Origin of the sequence: Planomicrobium soli (genome assembly GCF_003014655.1) — a bacterium.
Lineage (GTDB): Bacteria > Bacillota > Bacilli > Bacillales_A > Planococcaceae > Planococcus > Planococcus soli_B.
This window is the reverse complement of the sequence record NZ_PYAT01000008.1, coordinates 82,197-103,085: the sequence shown is the minus strand read 5'-3', so window position 1 is coordinate 103,085 and position 20,889 is coordinate 82,197. Positions and strand designations below refer to the sequence as shown.

Genomic DNA, 20,889 nt, shown 5'->3' with positions numbered 1-20,889 from the left:
GTGTCTCCTTTGATCGCAGAACGTGCGCTAAGGACGCTTGAATATTATAAAATTCGGGACGAAGTGGCGCGCTACTGTACCTCTTCGCTCGGTAAATCACATGTCGATGGACTGGTGCCATCGACAGATATAAATGAAGTCCAGATTTTGCTTGATCAGATGGATGAGGCGGCAAATGTGCTTCGTGTCAAAAACAACGTGCCAATGGGCGGTATTTTTGATATTCGCATGCATGCCAAACGCGCTCAAATCGGCGGTATGCTTAGCCCGGTCGAGTTGATGGAAGTCTCATCGACCATCCGTGCGAGCCGGATTTTGCGCCAGTTTTTTGAAGCCATCCAGGAAGAAGGCGGAATTGACATTCCCCATTTCCTGGAGAAAAAAGAATCGATGCCGATTTTGACATCATTAGAACACGACATCAATATGTGCATCGATGACAACGGCGGGGTACTGGACAGTGCAAGCCCTGCGCTCCGTACCATCCGCCAACAGCTTCGCTCTCAGGAAAGCCGGGTGCGGGAACGTTTGGAAAGCTTAGTGCGCGGTAAAAACGCCTCGAAAATGCTGTCGGATTCCATTGTCACGATCCGCAATGACCGCTTTGTTATTCCGGTCAAGCAGGAGTACCGCAGCCATTACGGCGGAATAGTCCATGATTCATCGTCTTCAGGCCAAACTTTATTCATCGAACCGGATGCAGTGGTTCAGGCAAACAATGAAGTTCGCCGGTTGAAAGTGAACGAAAAAGAAGAAATTGACCGTATTTTGCAAGTGCTGTCAGCCCAAGTGCAGGAAGTTGCGCATGAACTGTTTGTTTTAGTCGAAGTGCTTGGCGAAATCGATCTGATTTTGGCGAAAGCGAAATATGGAGCTGCAAATAATTGCTCGAAACCGCAAATGAATGCAGAAGGCTATATCAATTTGCGCAAAGCGCGCCATCCGCTGATTTCGATTGACGAAGTGGTGGCGAATGATATTGAATTTGGTAATGATATTACGGCAATCGTCATCACCGGCCCCAATACAGGCGGTAAAACAGTCACACTAAAAACGGTCGGCCTTTTTACACTGATGGCGCAGGCCGGTTTGCCGGTTCCGGCACTTGATGGCTCGGAACTCGCCGTGTTTGACCAAGTATTTGCTGATATTGGCGATGAGCAATCAATTGAGCAAAGCCTAAGTACATTTTCTTCCCATATGGTTAACATTGTTGACATTTTGACCAAGTTCGATGAAAACTCGCTCGTTATTTTTGACGAATTGGGAGCAGGGACAGATCCGCAAGAAGGTGCGGCGCTTGCCATTTCGCTATTGGATGAAGTGCATGGCAGAGGCGCGCGTGTTATTGCTACGACCCATTACCCGGAATTAAAGGCATATGGCTTTAACCGGCCTGGTGTGGCCAATGCCAGTGTCGAATTTGATGTGGAAACGCTTAGTCCGACCTATCGCCTTTTAATCGGAGTCCCAGGCCGAAGCAATGCTTTTGAAATATCGAAACGCCTCGGACTGCCGGAACATATTATCAGCCACGCGAAAAGTTTTACAGGCACTGACCGCCATGAAGTCGATTCCATGATTGCGTCTCTTGAAAAGAGCCGCAGAGAGTCTGAACGGGACGCAGAACGATCAAGTGAAGTTCTTTTAGAATCGGAACGATTGAAAAAAGAGCTGGAAGATCAGTTGAAACAATACGAAAATCAAAAAGAGCGCTTAGAAGAAAAAGCGAAAGAAAAAGCCCGTAAAATCGTGGAGCAGGCAACACGCGAAGCGGAAGCGGTCATGTCCGATTTGCGAAAAATGCAAATGGACCAGGCATCAAGCGTGAAAGAGCATCAGTTGATCGATGCAAAAAAACGATTGGAAGCAGCAATGCCGGAAAACCGCATTTTGAAAAAAGCGGCAAAAGCCAATCAACCTCAAGGTTTGAAGCCGAACGACGAAGTAAAAGTGATTTCATACGGCCAAAAAGGCACGCTGATTGAAAAAGTATCCGATAACGAATGGACTGTCCAAATCGGCATCTTGAAAATGAGGTTGCCAGAATCCGACTTGTCTTATACAAAACCTGAAAAACAAAAAGAAACCCGCACCATGGCGACATTGAAGAACCGTGATTCCCATGTGAAACTGGAGCTTGATTTACGGGGAGAGCGCTATGAAGATGCGCTTGCCCGCGTTGAAAAGTACTTGGATGATGCTTTATTGTCAAACTATCATCAAGTGTCGATTATTCATGGGAAAGGCACAGGGGCACTTCGCCAAGGGGTACAGCAATACCTGAAGAAACACCCGCGCGTGAAAAGTTACCGCTTCGGGGAAGCGGGCGAAGGCGGATCAGGCGTTACTGTTGCTGAACTAAAGTGATTTATGAAAAGGGAGAATAGACCATGTCGGAAACCGGATTTTGGACCCATCCGCTTGTTGAAACAGCTGGATATTTCAGTGTAGTTGTTTTATGTTTGATCGTCTCAATGGCAATTTTCGAAGTAATAACAAAGTATAAAAATTGGGAAGAAATCAAAAAGGGAAATGTAGCGGTCGCCATGGCGACCGGCGGAAAAATTTTCGGTGTAACGAATATTTTTCGCTTTTCCATTGAACAGCATAATACGTTGCTGCAAATGATTGGGTGGGGCCTCTATGGTTTCACGCTGCTCATTTTCGCATACGTCTTGTTTGAATTTCTGACCCCAAAATTCAATGTAGACGATGAAATCGAAAAGGACAACCGTTCTGTCGGATTTATTTCGTTGACGATTTCCGTCGGATTGTCATATGTCGTCGGTGCCAGTATTTCTTAGGAGTTGGACCAAATGGAAAACTTGATTAAAATTTTATTTGTTTGCTGTGCAGTTTTCATTATTATCGGTTTAGTATTTTTATTTCTATAAGAAGCAGGCAGCCAGAAACTTTCTGGCTGCCTGCTTTCATTTATATAAAAGGATAAGGCACTATTTGGTTGGCTTGAGCTTGAAAGAAAAAATAAATCTACTAATTTTAGAAATCGATTGTAAGCGGTATCATTATTACTTATAATAAAAATAGGAATATTCGCACGAATTTAATCAAATAGGAGGTATGACGAATGATACAAAAGCCTTGGCTCGCTCATTATCCGCCAGAAGTGCCGCATACGCTTTCTTATCCAAAAATTCCGGTTCAGGAATATCTTACACAAGCATATGAACAATTCCCCGAGAAAATAGCTATTCATTTTATGGGAAAAGATATTTCTTATAAGGAATTGCACGAATCCTCTTTGAAATTTGCGAATTACTTACAAAATCTAGGCATCGAAAAAGGGGACAGAGTAGCTATTATGCTGCCAAACTGTCCACAGGCAGTCATCAGTTTTTACGGCATTCTGTATGCCGGCGGCGTAGTTGTCATGACGAATCCGCTCTATACCGAAAGGGAAATTGCCTATCAGATGAAAGACAGTGGCGCACGGGCGATCATAGCCCTCGATCTATTATTCCCACGTGTTTCTTCAGTAGTTCATGATACAAGTTTAGAGAACCTCATCATTACAGGCATAAAAGATTATCTTCCATTCCCGAAAAATATCATCTATCCCTTTATCCAGAAGCGGCAGCATGGTGTAACGGTCAAAGTGGAACACCGGGGCATCAACCACCTGTTTACGGAAATCATGAAGGGCGCTTCTTCTGAAGTGAAAAAAACAGCTTTCGATTTTGAAGAAGACTTGGCGCTCCTTCAATATACGGGAGGAACAACCGGATTGCCAAAAGGGGTTATGCTGACCCATAAAAATCTTATCTCTAATGCTACGATGTGCGATACATGGCTTTACAAATGCAAAAGAGGCGAAGAAACAATCATGGGCATTATTCCACTGTTTCATGTTTATGGATTGACTACTGTGCTTATCCTTTCGGTTATGCAAGGCAACCGGATGGTTTTGCTGCCGAAATTCGATCCTGAAACGGCGCTGAAAACAATCAGCAAGCAAAAGCCTACATTATTCCCGGGAGCACCGACTCTCTACATCGGATTGATGAACCACCCGGATATTTCAAAGTATGATTTATCTTCGATAGAAGCTTGCTTGAGCGGTTCTGCGCCGCTGCCAGCAGAAGTACAAGAAAAGTTTGAAGCAATTACCGGAGGGAAATTAGTAGAAGGATACGGTTTGACCGAAACTTCGCCAGTCACCCATTCAAATCTTCTATGGGGAGAACGCGCAAAAGGGTCGATCGGTTTCCCTTATCCAGACACAGACTGCCGAATTCTTCGTCCGGGAACGACAGATTCTGTACGGAACGGTGAAATAGGTGAAATTGCCATCCAAGGGCCGCAAGTGATGAAAGGCTATTGGAACCGGCCGGAAGAAACGGCTGCAACTATCGTAAACGGCTGGTTATTGACAGGCGATCTTGGATACATGGAAGATGACGGCCATTTTTACATCGTTGACCGCAAAAAAGATATGATCATTGCTGGCGGCTTCAATATTTATCCTCGTGAAATTGAGGAAGTGCTATATGAACATGAAGCGATCCAAGAATGTGTTGTGGCTGGCATACCGGATCCTTACCGCGGTGAAACGGTCAAAGCGTTCATTGTCCAAAAAGAAGGGTATAATTTAACAGAGAAAGAGCTCGACAGCTATTGCCGGGAACATTTAGCGGCATTCAAGGTTCCACGTATCTACGAATTCCGTACTGAACTGCCAAAGACAGCCGTCGGTAAAATATTGCGCCGTAAACTAGTAGATGAAGAGATTGCGAAGCAAAGCGAAGCCATACCTTCATAAAAGAAGGAATAATTAATATGCCTACTGCAGCAGGAGCGGGATATAACTTGACACCGCAAGGCATAAATTATAATATGAAAATATGAATGAACCGCCATTCATATTTTCATATTTTTTTGGGTGGTGATGAGTTGGTTAAAAAAGACAAGCCGAAATACAGGCAGATTGTCGATGCTGCAGTGATAGTTATAGCTGAAAATGGCTACCATCAAGCGCAGGTGTCCAAAATTGCCAGACAAGCGGGTGTGGCAGACGGAACAATTTACCTGTATTTTAAAAACAAAGAAGACATTCTTATATCGGTCTTTCAAGAAAAAATGGGAATGTTCGTCAGCAAACTGGAAGAAATCCTTTCAAAAGAAAGTACCGCGTCTGAAAAGCTCGGTTCAATGATCGAAAGCCACTTTAGTTTGCTTGCAAGTGACATCCATCTCGCAATTGTCACTCAACTCGAGCTTCGGCAATCTAATGCCGAAATACGTATGAGAATAAATGGCGTGTTAAGAGAATATTTGAAGTTGATGGATAAAATTTTGATTTTGGGAATGGAAAACGGGGAATTCGATAAAACAATGGACATTCGTTTAGCAAGGCAAATGGTTTTCGGTACAATGGATGAGACGATTACTACTTGGGTCATGAATGACCAAAAGTATGATTTAGTCGAATTGGCGCCTAAAGTTCATCGAATGTTGATGAAGGGAATGCGCACATAAGAAAGGGGCCCATCGAATGGAATTCATTAGCTGGAAAAAGGAAGAAGGCGTCGCAGTCGCAACAATCAACCGTCCGCCGGCAAACGCTTTATCACGGGCGCTGATACTGGAAGTAGACGAACTGCTCAATCAAGTAGAAAAAGATGATGAAGTTCGTGCGATAGTTTTGCACGGAGAAGGAAGATTTTTCTCGGCTGGAGCAGATATAAAAGAATTTACTCAAGTTGGTTCTGGCGAGGAATTTTCACAGTTATCTGCTAGTGGCCAAAAAGTTTTTGAACGGGTTGAAACATTCCATAAGCCGGTGATTGCTGCCATACATGGAGCGGCTCTTGGCGGCGGATTGGAATTGGCGATGAGTTGCCATATGCGTTTTGTCTCTGAAAATGCTAAACTGGGATTGCCGGAACTTCAATTGGGCCTAATTCCTGGTTTTGCAGGTACACAACGACTGCCAAGATTCGTCGGTGTTGCAAAGGCGGCGGAAATGCTGTTGACGAGCGATCCGATTTCGGGAACCGAAGCTGCACAGTACGGGCTGGCTAACCGCGCATACGCCGAAGAGGAACTACTTTCGCAAACGCTTACAATTGCAAAAAAAATTGCGAAGAAAAGCCCGGTATCTGTAAAAGCGGCGATCGACATGCTGCAATACGCGAAACACGCTTCCTATTTTGAAGGGGTAGAAGCGGAAGCGCAATCGTTTGGCACAGTCTTTGTATCAGAAGATGCAAAAGAAGGCATTCAGGCTTTCTTGGAGAAACGTGAAGCACAATTCAAAGGGAAATAATACTCGGGAGGTTTATGTTCATGAATATTTACGTATTATTGAAACGCACGTTTGACACAGAAGAAAAACTGGTTATCGCTAACGGTAAAATACAGAATGACGGAGCGGAATTTATCATCAACCCATACGATGAATACGCGATTGAAGAAGCGATTACCGTCCGTGACGCCCATGGCGGCGAAGTTACCGTAATCACAATCGGTGGCGAAGAAGCAGAAAAGCAACTGCGTACAGCGCTAGCAATGGGTGCTGACAAAGCAGTCTTGATTAATACAGAAGATGATCTTGAAGAAATGGATCAATACACAACAGCATACATATTGGCTGAATACCTGAAAGACAAAGAAGCGGATTTGATCTTAGCTGGAAACGTGGCGATTGACGGAGGATCTGGCCAAGTCGGACCGCGCGTTGCCGATCTGCTAGGCATCAATTACGTAACGACAATTACAAGTCTTCAAATCGATGGCACTAATGTGACAATTGTCCGCGATATCGAAGGGGATGCAGAAGAACTTGAAACATCGTTGCCGTTATTGGTCACGGCCCAGCAAGGATTGAACGAACCGCGTTACCCATCACTTCCAGGAATCATGAAAGCGAAGAAGAAACCACTCGAAGAATTGGAAATCGACGACCTTGATATCGAAGAAGAAGATGTAGAACCGAAAACGGAAACACTTGAAATTTACCTTCCGCCGAAAAAAGCGGCTGGCCGTGTACTAGAAGGCGACTTGTCTACGCAAGTAACCGAACTGGTCGGCTTATTAAGAAACGAAGCGAAAGTAATTTAATAGTAAACAGATAATAATCGGTTCTGAAGTCATCTATATCTATTGAACTTAATGGGTTGGACTGTGGATATTCCTTAAAACAGCCACGTTTTCGCAGGCTCATGATAAAAGCCGTGTTCAAAACAGCCAAAGTGGCTTATTAGAATCTTATTCTTCAGTTCAACTAATTCAAGCATTGTTTTTTCACATCAACTTAGGGGGTAAACGGACTATGTCGAAAAAAGTATTAGTATTGGGCGAAACGCGCGAAGGGGCATTGCGCAACGTATCGTTTGAAGCGATTGCTGCTGCGAAACAAATTTCTGGCGGAGGAGAAGTAGTTGCGGTGCTGCTTGGGGATGCTGTCAGCGAATTTGGCGCAGAACTTGTCAACTATGGAGCAGACCGTGTCATAACGGTTGAACACCCGCATTTAAAGTCCTATACATCTGATGGATACGGCCAGGCATTCATGGCTGTTGTTGAACAGGAAAATCCAGAAGGCATTGTTTTCGGCCATACAGCGGTCGGAAAAGATCTATCGCCTAAAATTGCATCTAAATTGCAGGCTGGTTTAATTTCCGATGTGACGTCAATCGAAGGTGAAGGAGACGATGCGGTCTTCATCCGCCCGATTTATTCCGGCAAGGCATTCGAGAAAAAGAAAATCAAAGAAGGATTTACATTTGTGACTGTCCGACCAAACAATATTGCGCCGCTTGCACGCGAAGAGCGTTCTGGCGAAGTAAGTTCACTGTCTGTTGACATCACTAATTTGCGTACGATTATTAAGAATGTTGTCCGCAAATCAGCGGAAGGCGTCGATCTTTCAGAAGCGAAAGTTATCGTTGCTGGAGGTCGTGGAGTCAAGAGTGCAGACGGTTTTGGGCCGCTTCAAGAATTAGCGAACCTTCTTGGCGGAGCGGTAGGAGCTTCTCGTGGGGCGTGTGACGCAGATTACGTCGACTATTCATTGCAAATCGGCCAGACGGGCAAAGTAGTTACACCTGATTTGTACATTGCAGCTGGAATCTCTGGAGCAATCCAGCATTTAGCAGGCATGTCCAACTCAAAAGTAATCGTGGCCATCAACAAAGATCCAGAAGCGAATATTTTTAAAGTAGCAGACTATGGCATTGTCGGCGACTTGTTTGAAGTCATTCCGATGCTCACAGAAGAATTCCGTAAAGTAATGTAATAAGAAAAGCAACCTTCTCAATGGAAGGCCACTTCAGACTGTAGTCAAAGTCTGTATTTAAGGAATGAGGATGCATAAATCCAACCGGCCCGGCCACTTATCTTTCCGTGGGCCCGGCTTCAGCCGCTTCCTTCGTGGTGCTCAGTCCAGGGTCTTCAGCTCGTGTCGCTCCATCGTTCCACTCTGTCACTGCTCCCACAGGAGTCTTCGTGTCCGGCCCGGTTGGGCAACCTCCGTAAATGGGGGAGAAGTCTTCTATTCATGTTCCATGACTTAGCTAAGCAAGCGCAAGATGCCTGGTGGTGCATTCTTGCTCTAGGGACCTGAGCGAAAGGCAGCGGCTCCAGCGGGACAGCGAGTCAGTCGAGACCCTGGAGTCGCGAAGCGACGAAGCGGCTCGGCGCGAGCCCGCGGAACGCGTCCGCCTGAAGCTTCATTAATTAACCTGTTGTGGGATTTCTCAACAGACTGGAAAGCGGCCTTCTTAAGGGAAGGCCGCTTTTCGTTTAGTATGGAAATATGCGGGTAGAATAAGAGTAAGCAAAAAAATGGCTAGTGAAATATTCACATGCTATAATCGGTTTATAGTTAGGGTTTACAAAATAAGGAGGAATTATTAATGGCAATTGTACACGGCACAGATCAGAACTTTTCACAAGAAATCGCAGAAGGTTTAGTATTAGTCGATTTTTGGGCGACTTGGTGCGGACCATGTAAAATGATTGCTCCAGTACTTGAAGAATTGGATGCTGAAATGAGCGACAAAGTAAAAATCGTCAAAGTAGACGTCGACGAAAACCAAGAAACAGCTGGAAACTACGGCATCATGTCAATCCCGACACTTTTATTGATGAAAGACGGAGAAACAGTTGATAAAGTTGTAGGATTCAGACCAAAAGAAGCTTTAGCTGAATTGGTTAACCAACACGCATAATTCTAAACCGGGTCCAGAGATGGCGCCCGGTTTTTTAATAGGGTGAGAGAAGATGAAAAGTGAATTGCTGCAGCATAAATTGGCGGTTCTTCCCGATCAGCCGGGATGTTATTTAATGAAAGACCGCCAAAATACTATTATTTACGTCGGCAAAGCCAAGGTTCTGAAAAACCGTGTGCGTTCTTATTTTACCGGAAGCCATGATGCGAAAACTCAGCGCCTTGTTAATGAAATCGTTGATTTCGAATATATTGTGACAAATTCGGATAAGGAAGCCCTTATTCTGGAATTGAATTTGATCAAAAAATACGATCCAAAATACAATATCATGCTGAAAGATGGGAAAACCTATCCGTACTTGAAAATTACGGGAGAGCGCCATCCAAAGCTGATTACAACCCGCCAGGTGAAAAAGGATAAAGGCAAGTATTTCGGGCCTTATCCAAACGCGTATGCCGCAAGCGAGACAAAAAAACTGCTTGATCGGCTTTATCCGCTCCGGAAATGCCATACAATGCCGGATCGCGCGTGCTTGTATTATCACATGGGGCAATGTCTTGCGCCTTGCATTAAACCGGTCGAGCAGGAAACCTATCAAAATATGATCGAAGGCATTACCAAATTCTTAAATGGCGGCTTTCGGGAAGTGAAGCAGCAATTGGTGGAGAAAATGTCGGAAGCTGCGGAAAACCTGGAGTTTGAACGGGCCAAGGAATACCGTGACCAAATCTCCCATATTGAAACCGTCATGGAAAAACAGAAGATGGCGATGAATGATTTTACGAACCGGGATGTTTTCGCTTATGCTGTCGATAAGGGCTGGATGTGTGTCCAAGTATTTTTCGTGCGCCAAGGGAAACTTATTGAACGCGATGTATCTTTATTTCCGCTGTACCGGGACCCGCAAGAGGAGTTCCAGACTTTTCTTGGCCAATTTTATGAGCAATCGCATCATGTAAAGCCGAACGAGATTTTGTTGCCGGAAGGCGAAGATGCAGAATTGATCAAAGAGTGGCTCGAAATCCGGACACTGGTGCCGCAGCGGGGCAAGAAAAAAGAATTGGTGGAATTGGCGAAGAAAAACGCAGAAATTGCCATCAAGGAAAAATTCCAATTGCTTGAGCGGCAAGAAACAAAGACTATCGGGGCATGTGTCGAACTTGGCGAAGCGCTGAACATCGAAACGGCGCTGCGCATTGAAGCATTTGATAACTCCCATATTCAAGGGGCTGATGCCGTATCTGCGATGATTACGTTCATCGATGGCAAACCGTCGAAAAAAGATTACCGCAAATACAAAACGCGCAATGCGTCTAAGCCGGATGACTATGCAGCAATGCGCGAAGTAATACGCCGTCGCTATACCCGCGTGCTAAAAGATGATCTGCCATTGCCCGATTTGATCATCATTGACGGAGGAAAAGGACAAATCGAGTCGGCACGTGAAATTTTGGAGGACGAGCTCGGGCTCTCGATTCCGATTGCAGGGCTTGCCAAAGATGCTAAACACCAAACGTCGCAGCTTCTGTATGGTTCACCAATCGAAATGGTGCCGCTCAAACGGACAAGCGAAGCGTTTTATTTGCTGCAGCGCATTCAAGACGAAGTGCATCGATTTGTTATTACATTCCACCGCCAGTTAAGAGGGAAAAATGCCATCACTTCGGCACTGGATAATTTAGAAGGCGTCGGGCCAAAGCGCAAACAGCAATTGCTTAAGCATTTCGGTTCCGTGAAAAAAATAAAAGAAGCTTCTGTAGATGAACTGAAAGAAGCCGGCATGCCGGTAAGTTTAGCGGTTTCCATCCGCAATCATTTCACTGAACAGCCATTGTCAACGGAATAAGAGTATGTTATCGTAATAACATAATTAAATCACTTGTAACGAGTGGTGATAGAGGTGCGAACGTCAAAAGTACCCATTCAGAGATGGACAGAATCTGTGAAGAATGGGAAAAGGGGCGGTCGCCGAAGTGTGTGGTGGACTGTAAAGCCGCATGCTGGTCCTGCATTTAAGAAGTGCAGGGCTGTCAGAGTAGATCTCTGGAGGGCTATCTCACATGGACGTTTTTTCGTACATGATAAAAGAGGTAGTTTGCTGCATATGCGGCGGGCTGCCTCTTTTTTTGTTGAGAGCCACATTAACTGTGGGAGTGGATAAAATGAAAACTGTAGTGATGAAGTTCGGCGGCACTTCTGTTGCGACGCCGGAAAAAATTATAGGCGTTGCAAAACGTGCGATACTGGAAAAAGAAAAAGGCAATCGAGTGGTCATTGTCGTTTCGGCAATGGGAAAAACAACGGATACACTGGTGGCATTAGCCAATGAAATTTCGACAGAGCCGCCGAAGCGTGAAATGGACATGTTGCTGGCAACAGGAGAACAAGTGACAATTTCTTTGCTGGCGATGGCTTTCAAAGCGCTCGGCCATGAAGCGCTGTCGTTTACAGGCTGGCAAGCCGGCATCGAAACCGAATCCGTCCCGCGCAATGCACGCATCGAGCAAATTCATACGGAACGTTTGGAACGAGTTCTGGAAAATGGCTTTTTCTGTGTAGTGGCCGGCTTCCAGGGGGTTGATAAAGTCGGCAATATTACGACTCTCGGCCGAGGAGGCTCCGATACAACAGCAGTTGCGCTCGCAGCTGCTTTAAATGCAGACAAATGTGAAATTTATACAGACGTCGACGGTGTTTATACGGCAGATCCGCGTTATGTTAACGGCGCCCGCAAACTGGAACAGATTTCTTACGATGAAATGCTGGAGCTTGCCAATCTGGGAGCGGGAGTATTGCACCCGCGTGCAGTTGAATTTGCTAAAAACAACAATGTCCCGTTGTCGGTGCGAGCGAGCTACTCAGATGAACCGGGCACAATCATACAAGAGGTGATCACAGTGGAGAAAAATCTAATCGTCAGAGGCGTCGCGTTCGAACGGGGCATTGCCCGTGTAACGGCCAGCTATGAAAAACCGTTCAACGGTTCGCTGGCTAAAATTTTCATGAAACTAGCTGAACATCATATCGATGTCGATATTATTGTCCAAAGCATTTCAGAAGAAATTCCCCCATCCGTATCGTTTTCCATCAAGGAAGAAAGCCTGGAAGAAACAAAACGTGTTCTGGAATCATATCGGGATGAAATCGGCTTCGTAAACTTGAATTACGAGGTTGGCTTGGCCAAAGTTTCCATCGTCGGCTCCGGAATGGTATCCAATCCCGGCGTTGCAGCGCGCATGTTCGACATTCTGCGCCTGCAAGATATCCCGGTGAAAATGGTCAGCACTTCTGAAATCAAAGTCTCTGTCGTCGTGCCGGAAAGCGACATGGAGAAGTCCGCCAGCGCTCTCCATGATGCTTACGGTTTATCATATTAAGAAAACAAGACCCGACATTTGTCGGGTCTTGTTTTTGGATAAAACTATAGAGCATAAAGAAAAATAGAAACCAGCTTATGTGGTATGATTTCCACATTTGTCATAGTTTAGACACGTTCACGAAGGTCTGTTTTCAAGGTAATACGGACCAAATTCTTTTTCTGGAATACTTCTTCGTAGGCTTCTGTCAAGTAGCCGCCAATTTTCTGGTGCTGCTGCGCTAGAAAACCTGCTTCTAATTTAAAGCAGCGATTTTCTATTTTTGATGGGATAAGGGTAAAAATAGTTTCATCTTTAGCCTTTTTTTCAAGAGTTAATTCGCCGAAATTAGCTTGGGCAAAGAAGTCTGGAGCTTCATCTACCGAAAATAAAGGAAACTTGCGAGCAAGAGATTTTCCTGCCCAGTAGAGTATTTCCGTCTCATGAGACCCTAAAATCTCTGATATTAGATGGTCCCTGATCAATTCGTAACCGAAATGCTCGCTTAAAACTGTATTTGTTTCAGTCATGGTTAACCTACTTTCACTATAATAAAATACTAATAAGAATGTTTGCAAAAAGGCTTGGTTGCCTTGACGCTCCTTTTTTAGGGGAGTACAATAAATATGTCATATTATTGTATCATGATGCTAGTTGCAGTCAATGGATGCTTTCGTAACATATCGATTGCTTTTTTTGCTGCCTATTATTGGGTTGAGGAGGGTAAAAGTTTTGGAAAATCGTGAATTTTTATTGCGCAGGTTGCACTCATTATTAGGAATTATTCCGATTGGTGTGTTCTTGACGCAGCATTTGATCGTCAATCATTTCGCAACACAAGGTGAACAAGCTTTTAACGATGCTTCACACTTTATGGCGAACTTACCGTTCGTTATTTTCTTGGAGATTTTCGTTATCTATTTACCGCTGGTGTATCATGCATTCTATGGCTTGTACATAGCGTTCACTTCAAAGCACAATGTGGGCCACTACAGTTATTTCCGTAACCAGATGTTGGTCTTGCAACGCTATACAGGCGTTTTCCTTGTAATTTTTATCGCTTGGCACGTTTTTGAAACACGTTTCCAAGTAGCTTTGGGCAATGCAGAGGCCGACTTTAATATGATGGCGGAAATTTTGTCGAACCCATTCATGTTAGCTTTCTATATCGCAGGTGTGTTGGCTGCAACATTCCACTTGGCGAACGGATTCTGGTCTTTCCTAGTTACTTGGGGAATCACGCAATCCGCAAAATCACAGCGCTATTCGAACTATGCAGTGCTGGCCATATTTGTTGTACTATCGGTTATTGGTATCAGAGCATTATTCGCGTTCGTTTAAGAGCGCTTCCATTACTGGTGAACTAAAAGAGGAGTGAATACCAAAATGGCGAAAGGCAAACTTATTATTGTCGGCGGAGGCCTTGCAGGTTTAATGGCTGCTATCAAAGCTGCAGAAGCAGGAGCACCCGTCGAATTATTTTCAATCGTTCCCGTAAAACGTTCTCACTCTGTATGTGCACAGGGCGGGATCAACGGAGCGGTGAATACAAAAGGTGAAGGGGATTCTCCCGCTATTCACTTTGATGACACAGTATACGGCGGAGATTTTCTAGCGAACCAAAAGCCGGTTCAAGCAATGGCGGAAGCTGCGCCAGGAATTATCCGTTTGCTTGACCGCATGGGGGTTATGTTCAACCGTACTCCTGAAGGTTTACTTGATTTCCGTCGTTTCGGTGGCACGCTGCACCATAGAACGGCTTTTGCCGGCGCGACTACCGGCCAGCAATTGCTTTATGCTTTAGATGAGCAAGTCCGCCGCCAAGAAGCGAACGGCTTGGTTACTAAATACGAAGGCTGGGAATTCCTGAGTTTGATCATCGATGAAAACGGAATCAGCCGAGGCATTACTGCCCAAAACATGACTACGATGGAAATTAAAGCATTCCGCGGAGATGCTGTAATTATGGCAACTGGCGGTCCTGGAATCATCTTTGGAAAATCGACGAACTCGGTCATCAATACCGGTTCAGCAGCTTCGGTCGTTTATCAACAAGGCGCTTATTACGCAAACGGCGAATTTATCCAAATTCACCCGACTGCGATTCCTGGCGATGATAAACTTCGTTTGATGTCAGAATCAGCCCGCGGAGAAGGCGGACGGATCTGGACTTATAAAGACGGCAAGCCTTGGTATTTCCTTGAAGAAAAATATCCGGCATATGGAAATTTAGTGCCGCGTGATATTGCTACCCGTGAAATTTTCGATGTCTGCGTTAACCAAAAACTCGGGGTCAATGGCGAGAATATGGTGTATTTGGACCTTTCGCACAAAGATCCGAAAGAATTGGACATCAAACTTGGCGGAATCATTGAAATCTATGAGAAGTTCACTGGCGACGATCCACGTAAAGTTCCAATGAAAATCTTCCCGGCAGTCCATTATTCAATGGGCGGACTATGGGTCGACGATCAACAGATGACTAATATTCCTGGCGTATTTGCAGCTGGTGAATGTGATTACTCTCAGCACGGTGCAAACCGTTTGGGTGCAAACTCATTGTTGTCAGCGATTTACGGCGGTATGGTTGCCGGACCAAATGCATTAACTTATATCAAAGGCTTAGATCAGCTTGCTGAAGATCTTTCTCCAGAAATTTTTGATTGGCATGCAGCTGAAGAACAGCGCAAGTGGGAAGAGCTGTTAGCACTGGATGGTACAGAAAATGCTTATGTTCTTCACAAAGAACTTGGTGAATGGATGACGGATAACGTAACAGTGGTGCGTTATAACGATAGATTGCAGAAGACAGACGAGAAAATTCAAGAATTGCTACAACGATTTGAAAATATCAGCATGACGGACACGCAGCTTTGGAGCAACCAAGGTGCTATGTTCGCCCGCCAATTGAAGAATATGCTACATTTAGCTAGAGTGATCACTCTTGGCGCACTGCATCGCAATGAGAGCCGTGGAGCTCATTTCAAACCGGAATTCCCTGAACGCAATGACGCGGAATTCCTGAAAACAACTATGGCTAAATTCAATGGATACGAAGCACCGATTTTCCATTATGAAGAAGTGGACGTTTCGCTGATTCCGCCACGGAAACGTGATTACTCAGCGAAAGCCTAAGAAAGGAGCAATTTTACCATGGGTGAAGCAGCAAAAACTGTTATTATAGAAGTCGAACGCCGTAACTCAACGAACGATGAACCGTATTTCGAAAAGTTCGAAGTGCCATATCGCGCGAACATGAATGTCATTTCGGCGTTGATGGAAATCCGCCGCAACCCGGTTAACATGGAAGGGAAAAAGACCACTCCAGTAAACTGGGACATGGCTTGTCTTGAGGAAGTCTGTGGAGCATGCTCAATGGTCATCAACGGCAAAGCACGCCAGTCGTGTACTGCTTTGATCGATCAGTTGGAGCAGCCGATTAGGCTTCAGCCGATGAAAACATTCCCGGTTGTCCGTGACTTGGTCATTGACCGCAGCCGTATGTTCGAGTCGTTGAAAAAAGTTAAGGCTTGGGTACCGATCGATGGGACACATGATCTTGGAGAAGGCCCTCGCATGCCTGAACGTAAACGCCAGTGGGCTTATGAGCTGTCTAAATGCATCACGTGCGGCGTATGCTTAGAAGCATGCCCGAACGTAAACGAAAAATCCGATTTTATCGGACCTGCTCCACTTTCACAAGTTCGTCTTTTCAATGCGCATCCAACAGGTGCGATGAACCGTGATGAGCGCTTGAACGCTATTATGGGCGAAGGCGGACTTGGAAGCTGCAGTAACTCTCAGAACTGTGTTGAATCTTGCCCTAAAGGAATTCCTTTGACAACTTCAATCGCAGCTTTGAACCGTGAAACAACTGTTCAAATGTTCCGCAACTTCTTCGGAAGCGACAGAATGGTTGACTAGTTTATCAGTAACCTCCGCCTAGCGGAGGTTTTTTTTGTCTTAATCTATTGTTTTCAGACCTTTTGGTGTATTTTTGCTATACTAACAAAACAAACATCTATTTAAAAAGGAGCGTAATATGAAAGCAACTTATATTGAGGATTTTGCAAGCTGGAAAAAAGGCTTTTCTTTTTCTGTACCGGTACATGTGCGTTTTTCGGAAACGGATATGTTCGGACATGTTAACAATACAGTGCCTATAACATATTTCGAATTTGCCCGGATCGAATATATGAAAAAGTTGGGCTTGATGCAGAATTGGCTAACAGGAGAAAGTAAATTATTTCCGGTTGTCGCAGATATCCAAGTCGATTATACTCAACAAGTATATTTTGATGAAAAACTCAATGTTCATGTGAAAATTCATTCATTAGGAAACTCGTCTATCGATATCCATTATTGGGTAACTAATGAAAAAGAGGAAACGTGCTTTACCGGCCGGGGCGCCATGGTCCAAATCTCAAAAGAGACAGGAAAAAGCCATCCTTGGAGCGAACAAGAAAAAGAGCTTTTACAAAATAACCGGGTTGCGGCAGCGAAACTTTAAGGATTTCTTGCCATATTGATAAAAAACCTTCACTATAGAAGTAAGATCCGTTCTTAAGGAGTGAAACGAATAATGGCTAATGACACGAGAAAACACACCCATGACCCGGAAAGGGTAGCATTTATGGAAAAAGAATTGCGTTATATTTCCGGCATTATCAAACAAAAAGGCCGTGAGATATTAAATTCCTACACCATCACGCCTCCGCAATTTGTTGCTTTGCAATGGCTGTTTGAACACGGTGATATGACGATCGGCGATTTGTCGAACAAAATGTATCTGGCATTCAGTACAACGACCGATTTGGTCGACCGTATGGAAAAAAATAACTTGGTCATGCGCATCCGCGAAGAACAAGATCGCCGTGTTGTCCGCATCAAGCTGCTGCAAGAAGGCGAACGCATCATTGAAGAAGTGATTCAAAAAAGACAAGAGTATCTTGAAACGGTTCTTGCCGATTTTACGCAAGAAGAAGTAGAGCAATTTTCATTCCTTCTGGAAAAGTTGCATACTAACATGAAATAGGATTGAGGAGATTAACGGTGAACGCGCCAATCGGTGTTATAGACTCAGGAGTAGGCGGCCTAACTGTCGCAAAAGAAATAATGAAACTTTTGCCGAATGAACAGATTTACTATGTCGGTGACAATGCCAGATGCCCTTATGGCCCCCGCCCAATTGCAGAGGTTCGTAAGTATACGTGGCAAATGGCGACTGCTTTAATGCAAAAAAAGATCAAATTGCTTGTTATCGCATGCAATACAGCAACTGCAGCTGCTCTTAATTCGCTTCAGAAAAACTTGCCGATTCCCGTAATCGGTGTTATTTTCCCTGGCGCACGCGCTGCGGTAACTTCATCTTCCACAAAAGAGATTGCAGTTCTTGGGACTCTCGGGACAGTGAAGAGCGGGGCTTATGAAAAAGCCATCAAGTCTCTCGTTTCTTCTTCACACGTCGTTCAGTTGGCATGCCCGAAATTCGTGCCGCTCGTGGAGAGTGATGAATACGAAGGCGAGTTTGCCCGTGATATGGTTAGGGAGACGCTTTCAGAACTTGAAGGCGAATCGTTTGATACGGCCATACTCGGCTGCACCCATTACCCTTTGCTTCAAACGTTTATTGAAGAAGCGTTCGGCAAAGGCGTCCATGTGCTTTCTTCAGCAGAGGAAACTGCTAAAGACGTCGAAAGGCATTTAGAATATCTTAACCAATGCGCTACACGGACAAAGCCGCCTGTTCATCATTTTTATACGTCCGGTTCAACTCCGATATTTACTGCAATCATACAGAAATGGCTGGAAATCGAAGAACCGATCATCCATTCTATCCGCTTTCCAAAAACCTGACTGGTACAGTCGGGTTTTTTGCTTGTTGAGCACTTTTTTTGATAACAAAACGATGCAGAAGCATAACAGAGCAACTGCCAGGCTTTTGTTGTTCATCTTCAAATATGGTACGCTATTTGGGCAAACATAAGGAGGATTTTCCATGACACGAATAAACGAAAGAAACGTAAATGAACTGCGCCCGGTGCAGATGGATGTGGACTATTTGATTCATCCGGAGGGCTCGGTATTGATTACAGTCGGCCAAACAAAAGTGATTTGTACGGCAACGATTGAAGACAGAGTTCCCGGGTTTTTAAGAGGGCAGGGCAAAGGGTGGATTACGGCAGAGTATTCCATGTTGCCGCGTGCGACCAATAGCCGCAATCAGCGGGAAGCGTCCCGCGGCAAAATCGGTGGACGGACTATGGAAATTCAGCGCTTGATCGGTCGTGCGCTGCGCGCAGTCGTGGATTTGGAGAAGTTGGGAGAGCGCACGCTTTGGATTGATTGCGACGTAATCCAGGCGGACGGCGGTACACGCACGGCTTCGATAACAGGTGCATTTGTAGCAATGACCATGGCAATTGGCAAACTGAATCTAACAGCATTTCCGGTCACAGACTTTTTAGCGGCAACGAGCGTCGGCATCGTTCCTGAAATTGGAGCTGTTTTGGATTTGAATTACGTAGAAGATTCATCTGCTGAAGTTGATATGAATCTTGTCATGACAGGAGCTGGCAACTTTGTTGAGCTGCAAGGCACTGGGGAAGAGTCGACGTTTACGCGTGCTCAACTGAACGAATTGCTTGACCTTGGAGAAGCGGGCATTCAGCAGTTGATCGCCTTGCAAAAACAAGTATTGGGTGATGTTGCAAAACGCATCGGCGAAGAGGTGGAATCGAATTTATGAAACGGGTGATTATTGCTACCCAAAACAAAGGCAAAGCAAAAGACTTTGAAACGCTGCTTTCGCCGCTTGGTTATAAAGTGTTGACGCTTCGCGACATTGCTGAAGAGATGGACGTCGAAGAGACAGGCATAACCTTCGAGGAAAATGCGATTATTAAAGCGGAGGCGGTCGCTGAGGCTCTTCAAACAACTGTGATAGCGGATGACAGCGGACTTGAAATCGATGCGTTAAACGGCGAACCAGGCGTTTATTCAGCGCGTTATGCAGGCGGTGAAAAAAGCGACTACGCCAACATCGATAAAGTTCTGTCAAAGCTGGACGGCGTTTTAGATGAAGAGCGCACGGCACGGTTCCGGTGTGTTTTGGCTGTCGCAGCTCCGGGGCAAAAGACCATCACCTTTTCCGGTTCGTGCGAAGGCCACATTCTGCATGAGCGCCGCGGCGAAAATGGCTTTGGGTATGATCCGATTTTTTTTGTGCCGACTATCAACAAGTCTATGGCCGAACTTTCCCCTGAAGAAAAAGCAGCAATTTCACATCGCGGGAATGCCCTTCGGGAACTAAAAAGGGCTATGCCAAAATGGATGGGCGACATGGAATGAAACTTTGGAAAAACTTTCTTTAATATTTTTTTGAAATAGCGTTGACTTTTCTTGAAATGATTTCTATAATAAGAATTGTCTTTCGTTAAAGAAAGTATCGTCTCAGTAGCTCAGCTGGATAGAGCAACGCCCTTCTAAGGCGTCGGTCGGGGGTTCGAATCCCTCCTGGGACATCTACAGCGTACATAAAAACACCTGACCTTTATGTCAGGTGTTTTTATGTTTTTGAAGATTTCCTGTTTTGTATCAGGGAAGAATCGATACCGAAACATATCGCGTGAAAAATCCAAAAAGATCCTCTATCCTTAAAAGGAACCATATATGGGAGGGATAACTATGCATATCGAAATGTGGACTGACTTTGCTTGACCGTTTTGCTATATTGGCAAACGGCGTCTGGAAGACGCCATTAAGAAGATTGATCATCCCATTGAAGTAACTTATAGAAGTTTTGAACTGGACCCGACAATCGGCCGGGACATAAAAGAGAACATGTACGAAATGCTTGCGAAAAAATACGGCATGAGCATCGAACAAGCCAAAGCGAATACAGAAAATATGGTCCGGATGGCAAACGAATTAGGGCTCGATTATCAAATGGACACATTGATTTTGACAAATACCTTTGACGCTCACCGGTTAACGCTGTTTGCAAAAGCGCAAGGATTGATGAAAGAAATGACCGAGCGGATTCTGCTGGCTTATTTCACGGAGTCCAAACATATCGGAGATCATGCAGTATTGGCAGAGCTCGCAGGGGAAGTAGGCTTGGATAAGGAAGCTGTCTCAAAAATGCTGGCGAGTGATGAAATGGCTGATGAAGTTCGTGCAGACGAACGGACTGCCGCCCAGTACGGCGTAACAGGAGTGCCTTATTATTTGATCAATAAGAAATATGCGTTGACAGGAGCTCAACCGACTGAACTTTTTGTCCAGGCATTAGAACAAGTTATTGCAGAAGATGAAGCCACAGGTTAATTGCCGAAGGT

At 44.9% G+C, this 20,889-nt stretch carries 20 protein-coding genes, 1 tRNA gene and 1 riboswitch; of the genes, 20 read left to right on the top strand and 1 reads right to left on the bottom strand.

Annotated elements, in window-relative coordinates:
• Window positions 1-9: 9 nt before the first annotated feature.
• From B0H99_RS11765 to B0H99_RS11720, 10 genes are all read left to right on the top strand, one after another.
• Window positions 10-2,370, top strand: a complete 2,361-nt coding sequence (locus B0H99_RS11765) for an endonuclease MutS2 (protein WP_106533876.1) — start codon at window positions 10-12, stop codon at window positions 2,368-2,370.
• A gap of 23 nt (window positions 2,371-2,393) precedes the next feature.
• Window positions 2,394-2,807, top strand: coding sequence for a DUF350 domain-containing protein (locus B0H99_RS11760; protein WP_106533875.1), 414 nt, complete (start codon window positions 2,394-2,396; stop codon window positions 2,805-2,807).
• Between the two features lie 284 nt (window positions 2,808-3,091).
• A complete protein-coding gene (locus tag B0H99_RS11755; RefSeq protein WP_106533874.1) occupies window positions 3,092-4,783 on the top strand; it encodes an AMP-binding protein in 1,692 nt (563 codons plus the stop codon).
• A gap of 131 nt (window positions 4,784-4,914) precedes the next feature.
• A complete protein-coding gene (locus B0H99_RS11750; RefSeq protein WP_106533922.1) occupies window positions 4,915-5,499 on the top strand; it encodes a fatty acid metabolism transcriptional regulator FadR in 585 nt (194 codons plus the stop codon).
• 16 nt (window positions 5,500-5,515) lie between these two features.
• Window positions 5,516-6,289: an enoyl-CoA hydratase gene (locus tag B0H99_RS11745; RefSeq protein WP_106533873.1), complete on the top strand. Its 774-nt coding sequence runs from the start codon at window positions 5,516-5,518 to the stop codon at window positions 6,287-6,289.
• Between the two features lie 20 nt (window positions 6,290-6,309).
• Window positions 6,310-7,083, top strand: a complete 774-nt coding sequence (locus B0H99_RS11740; RefSeq protein WP_106533872.1) for an electron transfer flavoprotein subunit beta/FixA family protein — start codon at window positions 6,310-6,312, stop codon at window positions 7,081-7,083.
• A gap of 211 nt (window positions 7,084-7,294) precedes the next feature.
• Window positions 7,295-8,260: an electron transfer flavoprotein subunit alpha/FixB family protein gene (locus B0H99_RS11735; protein WP_106533871.1), complete on the top strand. Its 966-nt coding sequence runs from the start codon at window positions 7,295-7,297 to the stop codon at window positions 8,258-8,260.
• Between the two features lie 619 nt (window positions 8,261-8,879).
• Complete coding sequence (gene trxA / locus B0H99_RS11730; protein WP_106533870.1) at window positions 8,880-9,194, top strand: thioredoxin; 315 nt, start codon at window positions 8,880-8,882, stop codon at window positions 9,192-9,194.
• A 52-nt stretch (window positions 9,195-9,246) separates the two neighbouring features.
• Window positions 9,247-11,040 (top strand): excinuclease ABC subunit UvrC, encoded by a 1,794-nt coding sequence (uvrC, locus tag B0H99_RS11725; RefSeq protein WP_106533869.1) that lies wholly within the window; start codon window positions 9,247-9,249, stop codon window positions 11,038-11,040.
• Window positions 11,041-11,081: 41 nt separating this feature from the next.
• Window positions 11,082-11,256: riboswitch (Lysine riboswitch) on the top strand.
• Between the two features lie 100 nt (window positions 11,257-11,356).
• Entirely contained in the window at window positions 11,357-12,571 is a 1,215-nt protein-coding gene (locus B0H99_RS11720) for an aspartate kinase (protein WP_106533921.1), read from the top strand.
• A gap of 107 nt (window positions 12,572-12,678) precedes the next feature.
• Here the strand turns inward: B0H99_RS11720 and B0H99_RS11715 are convergent, their stop codons facing one another.
• Window positions 12,679-13,080: a YslB family protein gene (locus B0H99_RS11715; RefSeq protein ID WP_106533868.1), complete on the bottom strand. Its 402-nt coding sequence runs from the start codon at window positions 13,078-13,080 to the stop codon at window positions 12,679-12,681.
• Between the two features lie 202 nt (window positions 13,081-13,282).
• Here B0H99_RS11715 and B0H99_RS11710 point away from each other — a divergent pair, with 202 nt between their 5' ends.
• The 10 genes from B0H99_RS11710 (at window position 13,283) to B0H99_RS11665 (ending at window position 20,878) form a co-directional block, all read left to right on the top strand.
• Window positions 13,283-13,891, top strand: coding sequence for a succinate dehydrogenase cytochrome b558 subunit (locus B0H99_RS11710; RefSeq protein ID WP_181313657.1), 609 nt, complete (start codon window positions 13,283-13,285; stop codon window positions 13,889-13,891).
• Between the two features lie 45 nt (window positions 13,892-13,936).
• Window positions 13,937-15,685, top strand: coding sequence for a succinate dehydrogenase flavoprotein subunit (sdhA, locus tag B0H99_RS11705; RefSeq protein ID WP_106533866.1), 1,749 nt, complete (start codon window positions 13,937-13,939; stop codon window positions 15,683-15,685).
• An 18-nt stretch (window positions 15,686-15,703) separates the two neighbouring features.
• On the top strand, window positions 15,704-16,474 hold the full coding sequence (gene sdhB / locus B0H99_RS11700) for a succinate dehydrogenase iron-sulfur subunit (protein ID WP_106533865.1): 771 nt from the start codon (window positions 15,704-15,706) through the stop codon (window positions 16,472-16,474).
• Window positions 16,475-16,592: 118 nt separating this feature from the next.
• Entirely contained in the window at window positions 16,593-17,060 is a 468-nt protein-coding gene (locus B0H99_RS11695; protein WP_106533864.1) for an acyl-CoA thioesterase, read from the top strand.
• Between the two features lie 72 nt (window positions 17,061-17,132).
• Complete coding sequence (locus tag B0H99_RS11690) at window positions 17,133-17,585, top strand: MarR family winged helix-turn-helix transcriptional regulator (protein WP_106533863.1); 453 nt, start codon at window positions 17,133-17,135, stop codon at window positions 17,583-17,585.
• A gap of 17 nt (window positions 17,586-17,602) precedes the next feature.
• Window positions 17,603-18,406: a glutamate racemase gene (racE, locus tag B0H99_RS11685; RefSeq protein WP_106533862.1), complete on the top strand. Its 804-nt coding sequence runs from the start codon at window positions 17,603-17,605 to the stop codon at window positions 18,404-18,406.
• A 142-nt stretch (window positions 18,407-18,548) separates the two neighbouring features.
• The gene (gene rph, locus B0H99_RS11680) at window positions 18,549-19,298 is read left to right on the top strand and encodes a ribonuclease PH (protein ID WP_106533861.1); all 750 of its coding nucleotides are present in this window, start codon (window positions 18,549-18,551) and stop codon (window positions 19,296-19,298) included.
• Window positions 19,295-19,900 (top strand): XTP/dITP diphosphatase, encoded by a 606-nt coding sequence (locus B0H99_RS11675; RefSeq protein WP_106533860.1) that lies wholly within the window; start codon window positions 19,295-19,297, stop codon window positions 19,898-19,900. Before rph ends, B0H99_RS11675 begins: the two co-directional genes overlap by 4 nt.
• 99 nt (window positions 19,901-19,999) lie before the next feature.
• A tRNA-Arg gene (locus B0H99_RS11670) sits at window positions 20,000-20,073 on the top strand.
• Window positions 20,074-20,281: 208 nt separating this feature from the next.
• A complete protein-coding gene (locus tag B0H99_RS11665; RefSeq protein WP_281258873.1) occupies window positions 20,282-20,878 on the top strand; it encodes a DsbA family oxidoreductase in 597 nt (198 codons plus the stop codon).
• The last annotated feature ends 11 nt before the right edge of the window (window positions 20,879-20,889 follow it).

Bases quoted from the DNA above. Each gene is read 5' to 3' on its own strand.
- B0H99_RS11760 (WP_106533875.1), top strand. From the start codon at position 2,394: ATGTCGGAAACCGGATTTTGGACCCATCCGCTTGTTGAAACAGCTGGA.
- B0H99_RS11755 (WP_106533874.1), top strand. From the start codon at position 3,092: ATGATACAAAAGCCTTGGCTCGCTCATTATCCGCCAGAAGTGCCGCAT.
- B0H99_RS11745 (WP_106533873.1), top strand. From the start codon at position 5,516: ATGGAATTCATTAGCTGGAAAAAGGAAGAAGGCGTCGCAGTCGCAACA.
- B0H99_RS11740 (WP_106533872.1), top strand. From the start codon at position 6,310: ATGAATATTTACGTATTATTGAAACGCACGTTTGACACAGAAGAAAAA.
- B0H99_RS11735 (WP_106533871.1), top strand. From the start codon at position 7,295: ATGTCGAAAAAAGTATTAGTATTGGGCGAAACGCGCGAAGGGGCATTG.
- trxA (WP_106533870.1), top strand. From the start codon at position 8,880: ATGGCAATTGTACACGGCACAGATCAGAACTTTTCACAAGAAATCGCA.
- uvrC (WP_106533869.1), top strand. From the start codon at position 9,247: ATGAAAAGTGAATTGCTGCAGCATAAATTGGCGGTTCTTCCCGATCAG.
- B0H99_RS11720 (WP_106533921.1), top strand. From the start codon at position 11,357: ATGAAAACTGTAGTGATGAAGTTCGGCGGCACTTCTGTTGCGACGCCG.
- B0H99_RS11715 (WP_106533868.1), bottom strand. From the start codon at position 13,080: ATGACTGAAACAAATACAGTTTTAAGCGAGCATTTCGGTTACGAATTG.
- sdhA (WP_106533866.1), top strand. From the start codon at position 13,937: ATGGCGAAAGGCAAACTTATTATTGTCGGCGGAGGCCTTGCAGGTTTA.
- sdhB (WP_106533865.1), top strand. From the start codon at position 15,704: ATGGGTGAAGCAGCAAAAACTGTTATTATAGAAGTCGAACGCCGTAAC.
- B0H99_RS11695 (WP_106533864.1), top strand. From the start codon at position 16,593: ATGAAAGCAACTTATATTGAGGATTTTGCAAGCTGGAAAAAAGGCTTT.
- B0H99_RS11690 (WP_106533863.1), top strand. From the start codon at position 17,133: ATGGCTAATGACACGAGAAAACACACCCATGACCCGGAAAGGGTAGCA.
- rph (WP_106533861.1), top strand. From the start codon at position 18,549: ATGACACGAATAAACGAAAGAAACGTAAATGAACTGCGCCCGGTGCAG.
- B0H99_RS11675 (WP_106533860.1), top strand. From the start codon at position 19,295: ATGAAACGGGTGATTATTGCTACCCAAAACAAAGGCAAAGCAAAAGAC.